Origin of the sequence: Vreelandella azerica (assembly GCF_013112225.1) — a bacterium.
GTDB lineage: Bacteria > Pseudomonadota > Gammaproteobacteria > Pseudomonadales > Halomonadaceae > Vreelandella > Vreelandella azerica.
Map to the genome: position 1 here is coordinate 204,681 of NZ_JABFHI010000003.1, position 19,541 is coordinate 224,221.

General features: G+C 56.3%; 12 protein-coding genes and 3 pseudogenes. 2 read left to right on the forward strand and 13 right to left on the reverse strand.

Annotated features, from left to right (window positions below; translation table 11 throughout):
* Window positions 1–48 precede the first annotated feature (48 nt).
* The 4 genes from HLB35_RS08840 to HLB35_RS08855 form a co-directional block, all read right to left on the reverse strand.
* Window positions 49–3,990 (reverse strand): hybrid sensor histidine kinase/response regulator, encoded by a 3,942-nt coding sequence (locus HLB35_RS08840; protein ID WP_171702310.1) that lies wholly within the window; start codon window positions 3,988–3,990, stop codon window positions 49–51.
* Window positions 3,991–4,105: 115 nt separating this feature from the next.
* Window positions 4,106–4,621, reverse strand: a complete 516-nt coding sequence (locus tag HLB35_RS08845) for a hypothetical protein (RefSeq protein ID WP_171702311.1) — start codon at window positions 4,619–4,621, stop codon at window positions 4,106–4,108.
* Window positions 4,622–4,799: 178 nt separating this feature from the next.
* Window positions 4,800–6,596, reverse strand: a complete 1,797-nt coding sequence (locus HLB35_RS08850; protein WP_171702312.1) for a sodium:solute symporter family protein — start codon at window positions 6,594–6,596, stop codon at window positions 4,800–4,802.
* Window positions 6,597–6,602: 6 nt separating this feature from the next.
* Window positions 6,603–6,863 (reverse strand): DUF4212 domain-containing protein, encoded by a 261-nt coding sequence (locus HLB35_RS08855; RefSeq protein ID WP_171702313.1) that lies wholly within the window; start codon window positions 6,861–6,863, stop codon window positions 6,603–6,605.
* A gap of 699 nt (window positions 6,864–7,562) precedes the next feature.
* Between HLB35_RS08855 and HLB35_RS08860 the strand changes: the two are divergent.
* Together HLB35_RS08860 and ttcA are read left to right on the forward strand one after the other, a co-directional pair.
* Window positions 7,563–9,378, forward strand: a pseudogene (locus HLB35_RS08860) (DUF294 nucleotidyltransferase-like domain-containing protein).
* A gap of 115 nt (window positions 9,379–9,493) precedes the next feature.
* Window positions 9,494–10,423 (forward strand): tRNA 2-thiocytidine(32) synthetase TtcA, encoded by a 930-nt coding sequence (ttcA, locus tag HLB35_RS08865; RefSeq protein ID WP_235937092.1) that lies wholly within the window; start codon window positions 9,494–9,496, stop codon window positions 10,421–10,423.
* A gap of 1 nt (window position 10,424) precedes the next feature.
* On the opposite strand, the gene fnr is transcribed toward ttcA, so the two are convergent.
* The 9 genes and pseudogenes from fnr to HLB35_RS08910 all read right to left on the reverse strand — a co-directional run bounded on the left by fnr (window position 10,425) and on the right by HLB35_RS08910 (window position 19,538).
* Window positions 10,425–11,171, reverse strand: a complete 747-nt coding sequence (fnr, locus tag HLB35_RS08870) for a fumarate/nitrate reduction transcriptional regulator Fnr (RefSeq protein ID WP_171702314.1) — start codon at window positions 11,169–11,171, stop codon at window positions 10,425–10,427.
* 77 nt (window positions 11,172–11,248) lie between these two features.
* Window positions 11,249–12,679, reverse strand: coding sequence for an oxygen-independent coproporphyrinogen III oxidase (gene hemN / locus HLB35_RS08875; RefSeq protein WP_171702315.1), 1,431 nt, complete (start codon window positions 12,677–12,679; stop codon window positions 11,249–11,251).
* 142 nt (window positions 12,680–12,821) lie between these two features.
* Window positions 12,822–13,506 (reverse strand): annotated as a pseudogene (locus tag HLB35_RS08880) (sulfite exporter TauE/SafE family protein).
* The gene (gene ccoS / locus HLB35_RS08885; RefSeq protein WP_171702316.1) at window positions 13,503–13,739 is read right to left on the reverse strand and encodes a cbb3-type cytochrome oxidase assembly protein CcoS; all 237 of its coding nucleotides are present in this window, start codon (window positions 13,737–13,739) and stop codon (window positions 13,503–13,505) included. The pseudogene HLB35_RS08880 and the gene ccoS overlap by 4 nt, the downstream one beginning before the upstream one ends.
* Window positions 13,736–16,189, reverse strand: coding sequence for a heavy metal translocating P-type ATPase (locus HLB35_RS08890; RefSeq protein ID WP_171702317.1), 2,454 nt, complete (start codon window positions 16,187–16,189; stop codon window positions 13,736–13,738). Before HLB35_RS08890 ends, ccoS begins: the two co-directional genes overlap by 4 nt.
* Window positions 16,189–16,713, reverse strand: coding sequence for a FixH family protein (locus tag HLB35_RS08895; RefSeq protein ID WP_171702318.1), 525 nt, complete (start codon window positions 16,711–16,713; stop codon window positions 16,189–16,191). Before HLB35_RS08895 ends, HLB35_RS08890 begins: the two co-directional genes overlap by 1 nt.
* Window positions 16,714–16,717: 4 nt before the next feature.
* Window positions 16,718–18,157, reverse strand: a pseudogene (gene ccoG, locus HLB35_RS08900) (cytochrome c oxidase accessory protein CcoG).
* Window positions 18,158–18,393: 236 nt separating this feature from the next.
* Window positions 18,394–19,323: a cytochrome-c oxidase, cbb3-type subunit III gene (gene ccoP, locus HLB35_RS08905; RefSeq protein WP_171702319.1), complete on the reverse strand. Its 930-nt coding sequence runs from the start codon at window positions 19,321–19,323 to the stop codon at window positions 18,394–18,396.
* Complete coding sequence (locus tag HLB35_RS08910) at window positions 19,320–19,538, reverse strand: cbb3-type cytochrome oxidase subunit 3 (RefSeq protein ID WP_171702320.1); 219 nt, start codon at window positions 19,536–19,538, stop codon at window positions 19,320–19,322. Before HLB35_RS08910 ends, ccoP begins: the two co-directional genes overlap by 4 nt.
* Window positions 19,539–19,541: the final 3 nt, after the last annotated feature.

A 19,541-nucleotide genomic window follows, 5' to 3' on the forward strand; every position in this document is an offset into this window, starting at 1 on the left:
CACGATTCACGATTCACGATTCACGATTCACGATTCACGATTCACGATTCACGCCTCACCCGCCCTGCTTGCCTGTAGCGTCCGGGTGAGTAGGGCGCGCAGGGCGGCGGGGCGTACCGGTTTGAGCAGTAGCTGGTAGCCAGCACGTTTAACTTCTTCAGCAACGGCTTCGGTGCGGTCGGCGGTAATCACAATGCCGGGCACCGCGCCTTCCAGCCGTTCACTCAGAGCTTCAAGCGCCATCATGCCGGTCACTTCATTGTCCAGATGGTAGTCGGCCAGGATCGCATCCGGGTCGCCGTCCATGTTGCGCAGAATGGACTTGGCACCGCCAATGCTGGTAGCGGTAAAGACTTCACACCCCCAGCCGCTCAACATGGCGCTCATGCCTTCAAGAATCAGCGTTTCATTGTCGATACAGACGATGCGTGTGCCTGAGAGCTTATTACTGGCACGGCGCCGGCTGGGCTCTTCGATGCTGCTTTGTTCGCGTGCGGTAACCACCGGCACGCTAACCGCAAAGACGGTACCCAGGCCGACCCGGGAACGCACCTTGATAGGGTGATCCAGCACACGGCTCATACGGTCAGCAATCGAAAGGCCAAGCCCCAGACCTTTTTCACTTTCTTTATGCCGAGATGCCTGATCAAGGCGGCGAAACTCCTGGAATATCTCGGATAGCTTGGATTCCGGAATGCCAGGGCCGCTATCCCATACTTCTATGCTCAGCCGGTCGCCATGACGGCGGCAGCCAAGTAACACACGGCCTTCCTGAGTATAACGCAGGGCGTTGGAAAGAAAGTTCTGCACAATGCGGCGCAACATCTGGGGGTCAGAGTCGACCCACTGTTGGGTGGGCACCACATCCAGATCCAGGCCGCGATCTTCCGCCATGACATCGAATTCAGCCCGCAATGGCTGAAAAATATCGGCCAGGGCAAAATGGCTGCGCCGTGGGGTCAGGGCGCCAGCATCCAGTTTGGAAATATCCAGTAGGGTGCTGAGCAATTCTTCGGCCGCCTGCAGTGAATTATCGATATGATGGATAGTGCGCTGGGTATTGTCGTCATGTTGCCCCTGGATCAGCGCCGAGGTAAACAGACGAGCTGCATTGAGCGGCTGCAGCAGGTCGTGGCTGGCAGCGGCCAGAAAACGGGTCTTGGACGCATTGGCATCTTCTGCCAACTGCTTGGCCTGGCGGAGGGCCAGCTCAGCCTCGGCGCGCACCTGATTTTCCTGGCGCAGGGCGGCATTGGCTTCGGAAAGCGCTTGAGTCCGCTCGCGCACCCGCTCTTCCAGGGTCTCGTTGGTTTCTTTGAGGGCGATTTCTGCCTGGCGCCGCTCGGTAATATCCTGGTACAGCGCAAAAAAGCCGAGTATCGATTGGCTATCGCCGAAGTGCGGCGTATAGGTGACCAGCATGTAATGCATGCTGTTATTGAACATTAAAGACACTTCAAAACTGACCCGCTCGCCGTTCAGAGCGCGCGCTACCCAGGGCGCGCGCTCCTCGGCCTGTTGCCGGGTAAGCACCTCGTCATTGCGTTTGCCAATTACGGCGTTGCGGTCAATCCCGAAAGCCTGCTCGTAGGCGCGGTTGGTAAACAGGTAACGGCATTCCTTATCAAAGTAGGCGATCAACGCCGGAACGTTATCGGTGTAGATACGAATATTGTTTTCTGAGCGGATCAAGGCTTCTTCGATGCGCTTCTGCTGAGTAATATCCTGATAGGTATACACAAAGCCGCCGCCCGGCATGGGGTTGCCCTGTACTTCCAACACGCTGCCATCCTGGCGGTAACGCACGTAGCGGTGGGGTTGCCCATCGCGGATGTTATCCAGCAGCAACTGCACATGCTCTTCTGGGTCACCGGGGCCATATTCGCCGTTGTGGGCGTTGTAGCGGAAGATGCGATCAATAGGGGCGCCCACTCTTATCAGGTGGTCAGGAAAGCGGAACAGCTCCAGGTAGCGCTGGTTCCACACCACCAGGCGCAGGTTTTGATCCACCACACTGATGCCCTGGTTGATGTTCTCGATCGTCGCTTGCAAAAGAGCGCGGTTAAATTCGAGTACCTGGGAGGCTTCGTCGACGATGGAGATAACATCCGAAATACCAATGCCGCGCCCCTGCAAAGCTGAGTTGACAACGATTCGCGCCGAAGAGGCGCCCAGTACTGAGGCCAGGAAACGCTCGGTGAACTGGATGATATCAATCGAGGCGCGAGTGCTGTCTTCAAGCGGCTTGCCGGTACGCCGGGCGTAATCGTCAAAGGCGCGGGCGACTTGGTTGGCACCAAGGAAACGCTCACACAGTACTTTGAGATCCCCTACTGTGGTGGCGCCTGTCCAGGGACGGTTAACCGACGTCTGGCGGGTTTCAACGCTATCGACAAACAACGAGGCCTGGATGCGCTCAACTACCCGTTGGGAAGTCACCTGGGAAACAAAAATATAGCAGAACAGGTTTACCCCAAGAGACAGCATGACACCGTGAGTGAAGGGGTCGCCAAGATTCAGGCCGAACAGGGCAGTGGGCGTTAGCCAGTGTTGGCTGAGGGGGCCGCCGAGCAGCCAGGCATCAGGTAACACGCCGGCATTGATCATAGCCGGCATCAAGAGGCTGTAGGTCCAGATCATGAAACCGGCATTCATGCCGACAATCACCCCGAAACGGTTACCGCGCTTCCAGTACAAGCCGCCAATCAGGGCAGGCGCAAACTGGGCCGCTGCGGCAAACGACAGCATGCCGATGGAGGCCAGCGAAGTAAATTCAGCAATCAGCTGGTAAAAACCGTAGCCCATACCCAGTACCGCGATAATGGTCAGACGCCTGGCACGTAGCACCAGGCGGCCATAGTCACGGGCCTTGGTATCAAACCAGCGCAGCCGGAACAGGGCGGGGATGACAATCTCGTTGGAAATCATTATCGAGACTGCTACAGCGGCGACAATCACCATGCCGGTGGAAGCCGAAAAGCCGCCGATAAAAGTCAGCAGTGTCAGCCAGTCGTGTCCGGAAGCCATCGACAGGGCCAGCACATAGCTATCTGCCTCAATGCCACTGTCACCAAACATCCACAGGCCAGCCGCCGCCAGCGGTACGACAAAGAAGGCAATCGCTACAAGATAAAGTGGAAACAGCCAGCGCGCCTTGCGGGCATCGTCGCTGTGAGTGTTTTCCACCACGGCTACATGAAACTGGCGTGGCAGGCAGAGCACCGCCAGCATGGCCAGTAGGGTCTGGGCCCAGAAGCCCTGACCAAAATCCTGATTCGCCAGCTGACGCTGCAGTTCAAGCTGGCTTTCAGCAAAATTCATTAGCTCGCCCAGGCCATCAAACATGCCCCAGGTGACAACACAGCCCAGTACAACGAAGGCGAGAAGCTTGACCAGGGATTCAAAGGCAACGGCATGAATCAGCCCCTCGTGATGCTCCGTTGCATCGGTGTGACGGGTGCCGAAGATAATCGCAAAGATGGCCATGACAATCGCCACGTAGAAGGCTGTATCGGTAAACAGGGGCGCCTTGGCCACATCGCCTGCATCGGTGAGAATACTGAAGGAGGTGGCAACGGCCTTAAGCTGCAGCGCGATATAGGGCAGGGTGCCAAATAGAGCCACCAGGCTGGCAAACGCGGCCAGCGATTGGGCTTTGCCGTAGCGTGAGGCAATAAAGTCGGCAATTGAGGTGACATTCTGGTGCTTGGCCACCCGGATCATCTTGGCCAGCACCGGCCAGAACAGCAGAAAGGTCAGAATGGGCCCGACAAAAATACTGGCAAACGACCAGCCATTGGTGGCCGCCTGGCCAACGGCACCATAAAACGTCCAGGAGGTGCAGTAGATCGCCAGGGCAAGGCTGTAAATAATAGGGCGTTTATGGCTAGCGCCATGGGTGCGGGCGCGCCGGTCACCATACCAGGCAATGCCAAACAGTACCGCGATATATGCAAGCGATACGGCAACCAGGAGTCCGCCGTGAAACATGTTATTTCCCCGCAATTACAAAAACAGGCGCCAGGCCACTGAACTTAGTTAAGGGCTGACAGATTCTGACCCATTTTAGGAGAAATCAGCCACAGCGTCAGTGAAATACATGACGTTAGGTACCTGCCGGGCACACAGCCGAATAGATGCCTGAATCCTGGCGCAGGGTGCGGGTGGCCTGAGTGTCTGGCTCGCCACTGTCATCCTCGATAGGCACCAGTTCGCGGGAGTCGCAATTAAGCACATAGCGCTGGGGGATAACGGTTTCTGTGTAGTGGCGCTCAAAGTGATAGAGCATGAAGTCAGCAACAGGTGTGGCGCCATCGCTTACACGCACGCTCTCGCGGTCAACCACGGTAAACTCAGTGACCATCGGAAAGGCAAAGGTCCAGGGGCGCCATACTGCACTGCTGGCCTGGCTTGAGACGACTTCTGCAGAAGGCGGTAACTGTTGTTGCTTGAGTTCAAACCAGCCGTATTCCGTCGAGATCTGATAGCCCAGCATGCCCAGGCCGCCAAACACAGGGATAATCCACTTGGGCAGGCGCTTGCCGCTGAGGGTGCGCAGGAAAAGACCGATACCTGCAGCCGCGAGGCCAGCAAATATGGCGGCGATCAAATGCCAAATCATAATAGGTAAATCCTTGAACTGAGGGGTATTGAGCTGTGATCAGCCCATTATGCCAAAATATCAGCGTGGCAGGGGGTAAACGCAATCGGGCTTCCCAAGGGGAAGCCCGATGTGTGATCAACCCGAACGACTTACAGATACCTTGCTCGGGTTGATGATGCCTGGGTCACTCTATGAATCAGTGATCCACTGCACCGCCAGCACCTTTCGGATAGCGTACGCTTTCCACCAGATCCTGGATTTCCTGCGGCGGCTCTGCGGTCGCGTTGGCCACCACGAAGGCGACTGCGAAGTTACAGATAGCGCCAATCGCACCGAAGGACAGCGGCGAGATGCCGAAGATCCAGTTATCCGGCGTGTTGGGCAGCATGTTAGTGCCAGGAATGAAGAACCAGCCCAGGTAGGTGAAGATGTACAGCAGGGTGGCAATCAGGCCTGTCAGCATGCCGGCAACAGCGCCGACGTTATTGATGCGCTTGGAGAAGATACCCATCATCAGCGCCGGGAAGAGTGATGCACCGGCAATACCGAAGGCCAGGGCCACGGTTTGTGCCGCAAACCCGGGTGGGTTCAGGCCCAGATAGGTAGCGAGCAGGATGGCACCGGCCATCGAGATACGCGCTGCCAGCATCTCACCTTTTTCACTGATGTTCGGATTGATCATAGTCTTGATCAGATCGTGGCTGATAGCGGAGGAAATCGCCAGCAACAGACCGGCTGCGGTTGAGAGTGCTGCAGCGATACCACCAGCAGCAATCAGACCGATAACCCAGGGTGGCAGGTTGGCAATTTCAGGGTTAGCCAATACCAGGATGTCGTTGTTAACGTTCAGCTCGTTGCCGTTCCAGCCACGTGCCTCGGCCGTTTCCGCAAAGTCTTCGTTACCTTCGTTATAGATCTGGACGCGACCATCGTTGTTCTTGTCTTCAAACGTGATCAGACCGGTTTCTTCCCAGGTACGAATCCACTGCGGGCGCTCTTCGTAAACCAGCGCGTTTTCAGCCGCTGATTCGTAATCTTCAACCTGACCTGCCATTTCCGGATAGACCGTAGTTGCAAGGTTCAGGCGCGCCATGGAACCTACCGCAGGAGCTGTCAGGTAGAGCAAGGCGATGAAGACCAGAGCCCAGCCAGCAGACCAACGTGCATCAGCGACTTTCGGGACAGTGAAGAAGCGGATAATAACGTGGGGCAGACCGGCAGTACCGACCATCAGCGACAGGGTAAACAGCACCATGTTGAGCTTGTTATCCACATCTGCTGTGTAGTCACGGAAGCCTAGCTCATTGATAACCTGATTAAGCTTCTCCAGCATCGGGATGCCCGATTCCGTGTGCGTGCTGAACATGCCGATGCCAGGAATGACAGTGTCTGTCAGCTGCAGCGAAATGAACACGGCCGGAATGGTATAGGCAATGATCAGTACCACGTACTGGGCTACCTGAGTGTAGGTAATGCCTTTCATGCCACCGAATACGGCGTACAGGAAGACGATCAGGGCGGCGATCCAGATACCCCAGGTGTTGGAGACCTCAAGAAAGCGCGAGAAAGCAACCCCGGCACCGGTCATCTGACCGATAACATAGGTTACTGACGCGACGATCAGACAGATAACCGCTACCAGACGCGCGGTACGGCTGTAGAAACGGTCGCCGATGAAATCGGGTACCGTGAACTTGCCGAACTTGCGCAGGTAAGGGGCCAGTAGCATGGCCAGAATAACGTAGCCGCCTGTCCAACCCATCAGGAAGGTGGAGTTGGCGTAACCGCCGGAGGCTAGAAGGCCAGCCATGGAAATAAACGAAGCCGCTGACATCCAGTCAGCCGCCGTTGCCATACCATTGGTGATCGGGTGAACACCGCCACCGGCAACGTAGAAATCCTTTGTTGAGCCTGCACGCGCCCATATCGCAATACCGATGTAGAGCGCGAACGAGGCCCCGACAAACAGAAGGTTAATTGCAAACTGACTCATATTGGCTTACTCCCCCAGGCCAAATTTTTCATCGAGCTTGTTCATCTTCCAGGCGTAGAAGAAGATGATCCCGATGAAAGTAAGGATGGAACCTTGCTGGGCGAACCAGAAGCCAAGATCCGTGCCCCCTACTGGAATACCCGCCAGGAGCGGACGAAACAGGATAGCGCAGCCATATGAAACGAATGCCCAGACAACGAGACATCCGATGATGGTACGGACGTTCGCTTTCCAGTATTCAGCAGCATTAGATTTATCATCTGCCATTGTGTTGCTCTCCACTTGTGATTTTATAGGTTTGGAAAGTTAACCCATAGCGTTTGGCCCATCAGGGCAATCGCACGTTGGGCGCCACTCAAGTTGATATCTCACATGTCTGTTTTTCCGGAAAACGCTGACCTTTAATGCTTGTAGTGTCGTCGTGAGCGGGAAAATCAGGTCGCTGTAGCATGTGAAAAAGCGTGTAACGTGCGTTGACCCTGAATGGCTCGAGAACATAGTGGGCAATAACGCATGAAAATAAATCCCAGACTTTGGTATCAAAACACTGGCGGTTTTAAGGGGTTGTTTTTAATCATTTGATTTTATTGGTTTTTATATGTTTTTAGGTGGTTTTTAGGGGTGCCTTTCAGGCTATGGGACAATAGTCTAGAAGGCCTCAAAATCACTGTTTTGGACGTTGATAGAGCGATCAGGAGTCTTTTGTTTTAATATTAGCGGATGCTTGGGGCTCGCTTTGACCTCCCCTACATGATGCTTTGTGCCCTTATCGCTGTACAGCTTGGCTATACTGCAACACTAAGCTAATACTTTTATATTGGAGTTTGTTGACGTTTTATAGCAGCGGTGAGGCAATGCCAGCCGACTCTGATTTCCAGGGCGACTCTCGCTACAGCCAATTCGCAGTGGATTGCTGAACGGCCGAGTGTTACGACGTTTAATACGCCAATCAATGAGGTGACCATTATGGTCGAAGTGGATCTGACGCAACCCCCTTTTAACATGCTCGACGAGACGGGCCGTGAGCAGGTGCGTCGTAGTATGGATATGGTGTATTACGATCGTGATGAGATCATTCTGGAAACAGGCCAGACGGGGAGTATGTTTTTCTGATCCACAAGGGGAAGTGGCCGAAGTCGACCCTACCTTGCCTTCCTCATCCTCCAGGATCGGTCACTACACGGCGGGCGATCTGTTTGGCGCCATCAGCATCCTAAATGGGAAAAGCCGTTACCGCTTTATCGCTGAACAGGAGTGCCTGTGTCACTTGCTGCCCAAGGCGCTATTTGAGCAGTTATGCCGTGATTACTCTGATTTCAGCGATTTTTTCCGTCAGACCCTGGCGCATAAAGCCCGTCTGATGACAGAAAAACGCGCTGAAGGCGGGGTAACCATGGCGGGTTTCATGCTGGCCCAGGCCAAGGAGTGCATGCGCGAGCCGGTCATGATGGAGGCCAATGCCAATATTACCGACGCGGTAAAGCAGCTGAACGAGCGCCATGCCGATAGCGTTCTGGTCATGCATGATGGCGCACCTGGCATGGTCACCAAGACGGACCTGTTAAATGCCCTGGTCATGGATGGACGGGAGCAGAGCAGCCCAGTGGTGGACATCGCCCACTTCTCCCTGGTCACCGTGACACCACAACAATACCTGTTTGAAGCCCTGGTGCTGATGACTCGCTACAAGGTGTCCCGGGTGGTGGTGGTTGAGCGCAATCAAGTGAAAGGCGTGGTTGAGCTGACCGATGTGCTCAGCTACTTCTCCAGCCGCAGCTATGTGGTCAGCCTGCAGGTTGAGCAGGCCAATGATCTGGAGACTCTGGCCGCGGCCAGCCAGCGCACCCCTGAGCTGGTCAGAGCGCTGATGGCTCAAGGGGTCAAACTACGCTTTGCCATGGATCTGCTGGCGGCATTGAACGGGCGGATTATCAGTAAGGCATGGCAGTTTACCGTTGATGAGCGTTTTCATGCCGATAGCTGCCTGATGGTGATGGGCAGCGAAGGGCGCGGCGAGCAGATTCTGAAAACTGATCAGGACAATGGTTTGATCCTGGAAGATCATCTGGAATGGCCTGAGGTAGAAGGCGATATGCAGCGCCTGACGGAGACCCTGATCAAGCTGGGATATCCGCCCTGCCCAGGGAATATCATGGTCTCCAATCCGGAGTGGGTCGGCACGGTCAGCCAGTGGCAGCGGCGGATTGCCCGCTGGGTTGAGGCGCGTGATGGGGACAGCCTGATGAAGCTGGCGATCATGCTTGATGCCCATGCGGTTGCTGGCAATCCGGCACTGCTTGAGCGGGTGCGCAGCACCCTGTTTGAAGCCGGTGCCAAGGATGAATTACTGCTTTCCTACTTTGCCCGCACCACGCTGCGCTTCTCTACTCCGCTGACCCTGTTTGGCTCCTTGAAGAAGCCTCAGCACGGCATTGATATCAAGAAAGGCGGTATCTTTCCCATTGTGCATGGCGTGCGTACCATGGCGCTGGAACGCGGCATACTGGCCACATCGACTCTCGACCGGCTGGATGCCTTGGTCAAAGATGGTCGTCTTAAGCGTCGCTTTGCCGACGACCTGGGGGAAGCGCTGGCGCTGTTTACCGAGTTACGCCTGAAGCAGCAGCTGGAAGAGGGCGAATCGAATGTCAGCAAGCGCTCCGACCGGGTGGTGGTGCAGGAGCTTTCCTCGCTGGAGCGGGATCTCATGCGTGAAGCGTTGCATATCGTCAAGGATCTCAAACAGCGCCTGTCACACCGCTATCATCTTGAGTATTCGTAAGCAGCCATTATGGTTTCGGGCCGTCGGCAGTAAGGGAGATAAGCTGTTAGAATGCGCGGTTTGAAATAGCCGTTGAATTCTTTTTTGCTGCAGCACGACTGTCTGGGCCCTGTTTATGTCAACCATCATGTCTTCACCACAAGCGGTCAATGCCGCTGTTGACCGTTTCGATCCCGCGCCGAGCAAAGCGACGTCTAGCCTTATAACAGCACAGGCGCGACAAAAACGCGAGTTCGACAAGCTGCAAAAGCGCCTGCGTCGCTGCGTCGGCCATGCCATTATTGATTACCGGATGATTGAAGAAGGTGACAAGGTGATGGTGTGCCTATCTGGTGGCAAGGATAGTTACACCCTGCTGGAGATTCTGCGCAACCTGCAGCGTAATGCGCCGGTGAACTTTTCGCTGGTAGCAGTCAATCTGGATCAGAAACAGCCGGGCTTTCCTGAGCACGTGCTGCCCGAATATCTGGAAAAACTCGGCGTTGACTACCATATCCTGGAACGCGATACCTACTCAGTGGTCAAGGAAAAAACGCCGGAAGGCAAGACTACCTGTGCGCTTTGTTCAAGGCTACGGCGCGGTTCCCTGTATGGATTTGCCGAACAGATCGGCGCCAACAAGGTGGCATTAGGTCATCATCGTGAAGACATTCTGGAAACCCTGTTTTTGAACATGTTCTTTGGTGGCAGCCTAAAAGCCATGCCGCCCAAACTGTTATCAGATGATGGCAAGAATATTGTCATTCGCCCCCTGGCTTACTGCAAGGAAGCGGATATTGCCGAGTTTGCCCGCCAGATGGAATTTCCGATCATTCCCTGCAACCTATGCGGTTCGCAGCCCAATATGCAGCGCCAGGTGGTCAAGGAGATGCTGGCCGAGTGGAATCAAAAACACCCAGGGCGACTGGAAAGCATGTTCAAGGCAGTGACCAACGTGGCCCCGTCTCAGCTTGGTGACCGGCAGCTATTTGATTTTAAAGGGCTGGAAGCCAAGCAGGCCGACCTGATGGCCGACCGTATTCACGCCTTTGAAGTAGGTTCCTGACTCAACTGGCGTCTTCGATTTCTTCTTCGGCCAGGGTCAGTAGCATCGGCATATCGAGGATATTCACTTCCCGGCCGGAAACGGCAACAACGCCCTGGCTCTGGAAACGGCTTAGAATGCGGCTGACGGTTTCTACCGCAAGCCCCAGATAGTTGCCGATATCCGCTCGGGCCATGGAAAGCCGGAAGCTGTAGGGGGAGTAACCGCGGCGGCGAAAGCGCTCAGACAGCGTGATCAAGAAAGTGGCTAGGCGCTGGTCGGCAGTCTTGCGGGAAAGAAGGCGCATCATGCGCCGATCATCGCGTAGCTCCTTACTCATGCTGCGGTATAGCTGGCCGCGTAATTCCGGCAATTCTTCAGAGAGCAGATCCAGGCGGTCAAAAGGAATCTCGCATACCGTGGTGGTTTCCAGCGCCACCACGCTGCCCGGATAATGCTGCTCATCAATCCCGTCAAGCCCAACCAGTTCGCTGGGCAAATAGAAATTGGTCAGCTGGTCGGTGCCACTGCCCTCGGTCGTCAACTGTTTGAGGCTGCCGGAACGCACCGCAAACACGCTGGTAAAACGGTCTCCCTGACGAAACAGGGGTTCACCCTTTTTCAGTGGCGCACGACGACGGATGATGGCATCAAACTGGCTCATGTCATCCAGCTCAAGGGCCAGGGGCAGACACAGCGAGCTGAGGCTGCATGTCTGGCAGCGCGCCTCATTGAGCCGAGCTCGCCGACGGCTCATTAGTTCCGGCATGGGCTCCTCCTTGAAAAGGTAATTTATCCATTATGCGAGCAAGAGCATACCGCCGACAAGTGTGTTAGGTGCGAGTGTTAAACAATTCTGGAATAACGCTGAGTGGTATCGCTGGGCAGATGAGCATCAAAGGCCATGGCAAGATGACGAATCAGCAGCCGTCCGATAGGGGTGGCGCGGAGCAGGTCGCCGTTGTGCTCCACCAAACCATCACGCAGCGCACCCTGTAAACGCGTCAGAGTAGCGGCGAAGTAGCGTGGCGCATCAATATTCCAACGTTTGCTCACGTCTGCCAGGTCAATCTGCATATCGCACATCAGGCGCTCAATCACATCTCGGCGAATCAGGTCATCAGTGCTCAGGCGCAGCCCCTTGACCGTGGCCAGCTGGCCCTGATCCAGCGCCTGTTCATAGTTTGCCAGGTCAGTCGGGTTTTGGGCGTAGACGTCATTGACCCGCGAAATGGCCGAAACGCCCAGGCCCACTAGGTCACACTGGGCATGGCTTGAATAGCCCTGGAAGTTGCGCTGCAAAGTGCCTTCGCGCTGAGCAATGGCCAAGCTGTCATCCGGGCGGGCAAAGTGATCCATGCCGATATGCACATAGCCTGCGCTGGTGAGCATATCAATGGTGGTGTGTAGGATATCCAGTTTCTCTTCGGCGCTGGGCAGGTCGCTTTCATTGATGCGTCGCTGTGGCGCGAAGCGCTGAGGCATGTGGGCATAGTTGAACACCGATAGACGTGCCGGGTTCAGGTCAATCACCTGACGCAGGGTATCGGCAAACCCCGCCTGAGTCTGGTGGGGCAGACCGTAGATAAGATCAAGGTTCAATGAGCGAAAGCCCAACCGATGGGCTTCATCCATCAGGGTTTCCGTCAGCACTCGAGGTTGGACGCGGTTGATGGCTTTCTGTACCACAGGGTCAAGATCCTGTACGCCCAGGCTGATGCGGTTAAACCCCAATGATTGCAGATGGCGCAGGGTGAACACATCCGCCTCGCGGGGGTCGATCTCAATGGCATAGTCGCGGCTGGGGGATGATGACAGGCCAAAGCGCGCATCCAGGCGATCAATGACGTCACTCATCTGGCTCAAGGTCAGAAAGGTTGGCGTACCGCCGCCCCAGTGCAGCTGCTCAACGTTGCGTGTGGTATCCAGATGCTGTGAAGTCAGTACCATTTCACGGTCGAGGCGTGACAGATAAGGCTCGGCCAAGGCGGTGTTTTTGGTGGCAATCTTGTTGCAGGCGCAATAGAAACAGATCTTGCGGCAAAAAGGCACGTGAACGTAAAGCGACAGCGGCTTTTGGGTGGCGTTGCTGCGCTCCAGCGCTGCGGTAAAATCAGCGGCGCCAAACTGGTCGTGAAACGACAGGGCCGTTGGGTAAGAAGTATAGCGTGGCCCGCTTTTATCGTAGCGACGCAACAGCGCCTCATCCCATACTGGGTTGTTTGGCGGCGCCGCTCTGTTAGCGGTTGAAGTAGCAGCGAGAGCGTGAACGGCCATGAAGGAACTCCAGTGCTCAGTGAATAAGGATTAAATACCATCCTACTCCTGGTGAACCTGGCAAGAATTGAGCTGCGTCAAGGAAGCATGGATGTGGCTGAAAAGTTGACTTGGCAGGGGCTAATTGGCCCCTGATCACTTCTCAGGCCATGGCCAGATCGTAAAGCTGCCACAGCGCAAAAGCGATGATGCTCAATGCGGCAATGCTGCGCGTGGCGGGGTGGCGAATCAACCCGCTCAGCTGGCGAGCGGCAATCCCAGTGGCCAGCAGTGCGGGCAGGGTGCCAAGTCCAAAGGCGCCCATCAGCAGCGCGCCTTCCAGCGGGTCGGCAATCGCCAGGCTCCAGGCCAGCATGGAATAGACCAGACCGCAGGGCAGCCAGCCCCATACGGCGCCCAAGGCAAAGGCCTGGGGGAGCTTGACTACTGGCATCAGGCGCCGCCCAAAAGGCTCAATATACTTCCAAACGCGTCGTCCCACGGCTTCTACCTTGAGCAAGCCCTTCCACCAGTTGGCGATATACAAGGCCATCAGAATCAGCATGACAGCGGCAAATGCCTGCAACGCCATGCCGGCGCTGGGAGATAACGAAAGCAGGGTGCCCAGAGCCGCCACGATAGCGCCGGCGATCATATAGCTCAGAATGCGGCCCAGGTTGTAGCTCAGCAAAAGCCCGCCAAGGCGCGCTGGCTGGCGCATGCTAGGCGGCACAGCAAAGGTCAGTGCGCTCATGATGCCGCCGCACATACCAATACAGTGAGCGCCCCCATCAAGCCAAAAATGAAAGCTGCCAGCATGGGGGCAGGTCAAAGCCGGTAGGGTTCATGGTTGTTCACTGTCATCGTGTGACTTGCGGGCGGCACTTTTCTTATCGCGTGCCTGCTGGCGCCGCTGGCGTTCTTCCGGGGCCAGGTCGTTTTCATCCTCATCAAACAGAATGCGATGGGCAGGCCCTTCCAGGTCGTCAAACTGGTCGTGCTTGACCGCCCAGAAAAACGCCCAGACGGCCAGTCCCAGCAGAATAAGCGACAGTGGAATGAGCAGATATAAAATGGTCATGCTGATACCGGTTTGGGGGTGGGGGGCGAAATAGGTGCTGGCCGACGACTTTTCCAGCGGGTCAGGCGTAGCGCATTACCGACCACCACCAGAGAGCTGAATGACATACCCAACGCGGCCAGCCAGGGCGGCACCAGCCCAAGGGCAGCCAGTGGCAGGGCAGTAAAGTTGTAGCACACCGACCAGATCATGTTCTGGCGCATGATACGCCGGGTCGCCCGCGAGATATCAACGGCATCGGCAATGCGCAGCAGGCGCGGGTTAAGCAGCACCGCATCGGCGCGGGTACGCGCCAGGTCAGTGGCGCTGTTCATGGCAATAGCAACATCAGCGCCCGCCAGCACGGGAACGTCATTGATACCGTCACCCACCATGACGACACATTCGCCCTTTTCCTGCAGGGCCTGAAGGTGGGCGAGCTTGCCTTCGGGGCTGGCGCCTGCCTGCCAGGTATCGATGCCAAGCTGCTCGGCAAGTTCCCTGACCGTGGCGGTCGTGTCGCCGGACAGTAGTTCAACGGCAATACCGTTGGCTTTAAGGGCGGCAATGGTATCGTCGGCATCATCACGCACGCCGTCATACAGACGAAACCAGGCCCTTGGTGCGGCGTTTTCGCTGAGCAGCAGCCACTGGCCCGAACCGGGAGCGGTTGGCGCGGCCTCCTGACAGGCAAAGGCGGGCTTGCCCAGCCGCCAGAGGGCGCCATCCAGAGAACCTTCAAGCCCCTGGCCGGTGAGGCTGCGCAGGCCAGTGGCCTTAAGAGTCGCATTTCGGTAAGGGCGAAAAGCGCGGGCAATCGGGTGTTCGGAGCGTGACTCCAGCGCAGCGGCAATCGCCTTGGCGCGCTCAGCATCCAGGGTATCGCTGCACAGGTGCGTTTCGGTCAGCTGCATTTCGCCGCGGGTCAGGGTGCCGGTCTTGTCGAAAATCACTCGGGTGGCGCTGGAAAGCGATTCCAGAGCATCCGCACGGGTAATCAGCACGCCACGTTGTCGCAACTGGCCGTGCCCGGCGGTCAGGGCGGTGGGGGTGGCCAGCGCCAGAGCGCAAGGGCAGGTGACGACCAGTACGGACAGCATCACCCAAAGCACCCGTGAGGGGTCGACCCACCACCAGACGGCGGTGACGCAGACGGTGACCACCAGCAGTCGCAGGACAAACAGATGCGCCATACGCGCAGCCATCTGGGCCAGGCGTGGGCGGCTGGCAAAGGCACGGTCGGTCAGGTCGACAATACTGGCCACTCGAGCATCGTTACCGGCATGAGTGACCCGCATAACCAAGGGATTTTCCATGTTCTGGCTGCCGCCGACAATGCGTTCGCCCGTCTGGCGGGTTACCGGCAGGTATTCGCCGGTCAGCATGGATTCATCCAGGCTGGAGTCACCTTCTTCAATAATGCCGTCAGCCGGAACCCCGTGGCCGGGCTTGATCAGCACTCGGTCGCCTTCACGCAGTTCGCTGGCAGGCAGGATGCGCTCGCTACCGTCCGCTTCCAGGCGGGTAGCCGACACCGGCAGCACACTGCTGAGCGCATTACCGCTCTGGCCGTTGCGGCGTCGGGCGCGGGCCTCGATATAGCGGCTGAACAGCAGGAAGAAGGTGAACATGGCGACTGAGTCAAAATACACCTCGCCGACATTGAAGATTACCGCGTAGGCGCTGGCCGCATAGGCACAGCCAATTGCCAGTGATACCGGTACATCCATGCCCAGCACGCCGGTTCTGAGGTCGCGCAGGGCATTGTGAAAGAACGGCTGGGCGGAGAAAAACACCACCGGTGTGGCAAGAGCAAACGACAGCCAGTGAAACAGCACGTAAAAATCTTCCGACATGCCGTCTGCCCCGGCGACATAGATCGGAATGGAAAACATCATCACCTGCATCATGCCAACGGCGGCAATGATCAGGCGGCGTACATTCATGCGCTCTTCTTTCTGCAGGCGTAACTGGGCCTGATCCGGCTCATAGGGTTGGGCGGTGTAGCCAATCGCTGCCAGTTCAGCCAACAGTTGGGAAAGCTGGATGATCTCTGGATCCCAACTGATGCGCACACGATGGTGGGTCAGGTTGACGGCGCTACTGGCAACCCCTTCCAAGGCATTGAGGCGATGCTCGATCAGCCAGGCACAGGCCGCACAGGTAATTCCATCGACCGCCAGGGTGGCGCGTACATGGCCTTCATCGCCGTCAGGATGAACGAACTTGGCCTGCAGGCCAGGGTCGTCGAACACCTGCCAGGTATCCGCATTGGCGGTCTGGCGGTCATCCGGGCGTTCAGGGAGTTCGGTTCGGTAGCGGTAGTAGCTTTCAAGGCCACCCTCGATGATGGCGTGGGCCACGGCTTCACAGCCGGGGCAGCACAGAGGGTGGGAAGTGTCGTTAATCTCGATATGCCAGGGTGCCCCGTCTGGCACCGGGTTGCCACAGTGGTAACAGGTATCGGCCATCAGCTCTCCGAGCGGCCTCCAGGGCGCAGCACAATGCTTTCTTCAGTCGGGAAGGTGGCTTCGCCGATCAGCCGCCATTCGGCATCATCCTGTTCAAGCTCAGGTTGAATCTGTAGATACCAGCGATAGCGCAGGTTGTCCGGGCCTTGCGTGATGTAGCGGCCATTGCGGACATGCTCAAGCACAAACGTCTGGTCGCGGTCATTTTCAGTCGGGAAGACCAGACTCAGGTAAAGCTCGTCCGGGCGAGCATCGCCGCTGAGATCCACCACGATATCGCTGGTCAGCGGGTCGAGGCGCATATCTGCTATCAGGTTGAGCTCACGGGCGCGCTCCTGTTTGGCTAGCACCATGTTGATGGCCTTGCCATGCTCGTAGTAATCCTCCTGAACCACCATGCCGTCGAAGCTTTTGATCGAGACGACGGCAAAGGTGGTACTGACAATAATCGATGAGAACAGCAGGCCGAGAAGAAACCACGGCCAGAACTGTTTGTACCACGGTGTCACCGGAGTGGATGACATTGCACTATCTCCTGAGTTCGCCAATAAAGCGTGTGTCGCGTTCCAGTCGTATGCTGTCATCCAGCTCGGACTCGATGGTCAGCACGATGTCATGGCTGGGCTGTTGGATGGCGTCACCGTCAGCGGTGACAGTGACGACCGTTGAGCGTGATTCGCCTGCAGGAACGCTAATGCTCTGCTGGTCAAGTGTCAGCCCGGCAAGACCGGAAGCGCCTCAGTTGGTAGGTGTGGTCGCGTTTGTCCAGGTTACGCACTATCAGGTTATAGACATTGCTGATCTGACCGTCGCGGGTGACCTGATAAAGCTCGGTGCGTTCACGCTCTGCTTCAAAATTGAGCGGCATGCGGTCATTCACTGCCCAGGCAAAGGCGCCAATCATCACCAGCAGAGCAACCAGATAGCCGATCAAACGTGGGCGAAGGATATGAGTGGGCTTACCTTCCAGGGCATTTTCGGTGGTATAGCGAATAAGACCACGCGGATAGCCCATCTTGTCCATGACGCTGTCGCAGGCATCGATGCAGGCAGCGCAAGTGATGCACTCATACTGTAAGCCATCGCGAATATCGATTCCCGTTGGGCAAACCTGTACACACAGGTCGCAGTCGATGCAGTCGCCGTGGCCTTCTGCTCGGGCCTCTTCATGGCTGAGACTGCGCTTGCGTCTGCCGCGCGGTTCACCTCGAGCCGTATCGTAGGAAACAATCAGTGTATCACGGTCAAACATAACGGACTGAAAACGCGCGTAGGGACACATGTAAATGCATACCTGCTCGCGTAACCAGCCAGCATTGAGATAGGTGAATACGGTAAAGAAACCCACCCAGAAATATGACCAGCCGTGGGCCTGCAGGGTGGCCAGGTCAGGCATCAGATCACGGATGGGGGTGAAATAACCCACAAAGGTAGCGCCTGTCGCGAACGCGATTAAAAGCCAGGCGATGTGCTTGAGGGTTTTACGGCGAAGTTTCTCACCTGTCAGCGGTTGGTTGTCGAGCTTGATGCGCTTGTTGCGCGGCCCTTCAATGCGGTGCTCAAGCCAGATGAACAAAAATGTCCATACGCTCTGGGGGCAGGTATAGCCGCACCAGACACGCCCAGCGAACACGGTAATAAAAAACAGCCCAAAGGCGCAGATAATTAATAACCACGAGAGCAGAACAAATTCCTGCGGGTAAAAGGTACCAAAAAAATATGGAATTCTCGGCTTGGCAGATCGAACCAGATGGCCGGTCTGTCGCCGATATTAATCCACGGCAGTAAAAAGAAAGCCAGCATTAACCCCCAGTTGGCACTACGTCTGAGTTTTTGAAAAAAGCCCTTAATCTCACGCACATAGATATGTTTTCGCTGGGCATACATTTCCTGGGTGGCGGCTTCACCTTTGGCGCCGTGATGATCGGCTTGACGAGGGGTAACGTCTTTACTGGGTATCTTTTCCATGGCAATTTTGCGGCTCAAAGAGGCGGGAGACTGGCAACCGCCCGAAAATGGCGGAACGTGTCTGGGCGCTAGTTCACCAACAGACGCGATCTGGCTCACTACACGTTATTCACGACCTATAATTCACTATTCACTACTCACAATCTATGCACCAGTTTAAGGCAGATACTGTCAAAAAAGGTGCGGCTTCAAGCCGCACCCTTCAATATCAACAGCTTAGAGTTAAGTTATAGCAGTTAGTTGCTAAATCTTAGACTGTAGACATAAGCGGCTACCAGATGAACGCGCTCTTCACCAATGTAGGCGGTCTGAGATGGCATGTGCCCGTTACGTCCATTGCGCAGCGTCTGGCGAATAGAGTCGGCAACGGTCTGGCCCTGAGCCAGATACAGCCAGATATCGTTCGTCAGGTTAGGCGCACCCAAGGCAATATTCCCTGTACCTTGAGGCGTATGGCAGGCAGCACAGACCGACATAAAGGTGCTTTCACCCTGTTCGGCCCGTTCGGCGTCGTGCTCAAGCTCAGACAGCGACAGAACGTACTGGGTCAGGTTCTCGATGTTTTCTTCACCTAGCTGCTGCCAGGCAGGCATCAGACCATTACGACCATTGTTCAGCGTCATCATGATGTTGTCAGGCTCGCCGCCATACAGCCAGTCATCGTCGGTCAGGTTGGGAAAGCCGTAGCCGCCCTGAGCATTGGAGCCATGGCATACCGCACAGTTGTTGAGGTAGATACGCTCAGCGACCTGCATGGCGTCCGCGTCCTTTGCCAGTTCAGGAATCGGAACTTCCTGATACTGGGCAAAGATAGGCGTGAAGCGCTCTTCGGCGCGGGCAACTTCCTCTTCCCACTGGCCTTCCTGAGACCAGCCCAGAACCCCGGCAAAGTTACCCAGGCCCGGGTAGAGCACCAGATAGCCCAATGAGAAAATAACGGTACCGACAAACAGCTGGAACCACCACTTGGGTAGTGCGTTATCGTACTCTTCGATACCGTCAGCCGCATGGCCGGTAGTCTCGACATTACCCTCAGCGTCCGGCTGTTTATCGGTGCGCCGGTTAGCAAACAGCAGCCAGGCGCTAAGCGCGATCGTGCCTAGTGTGATGACGATGATCCAGGCGCTCCAGAAGCCAGGCAAGGAGTCGCCCCATAGATTATTCATGTATTTTTATCTCCCCTGTCGTGGCGGGAATCTGCTTCATCCCCGGATGCAGCAGGCTTGTCACGGGACGGTTGCTCATCATCATCAGCGAAGGGCAGGTTGGCCGCTTCCTCGAAGTCTGGTTTACGTCGCTTGGAATAGGCCCACCAGGTGATGCCCAGAAAAGCGATGATTAATATCAGCGTGATGAGGCCGCGAAAAGTTCCCGTATCCATAGC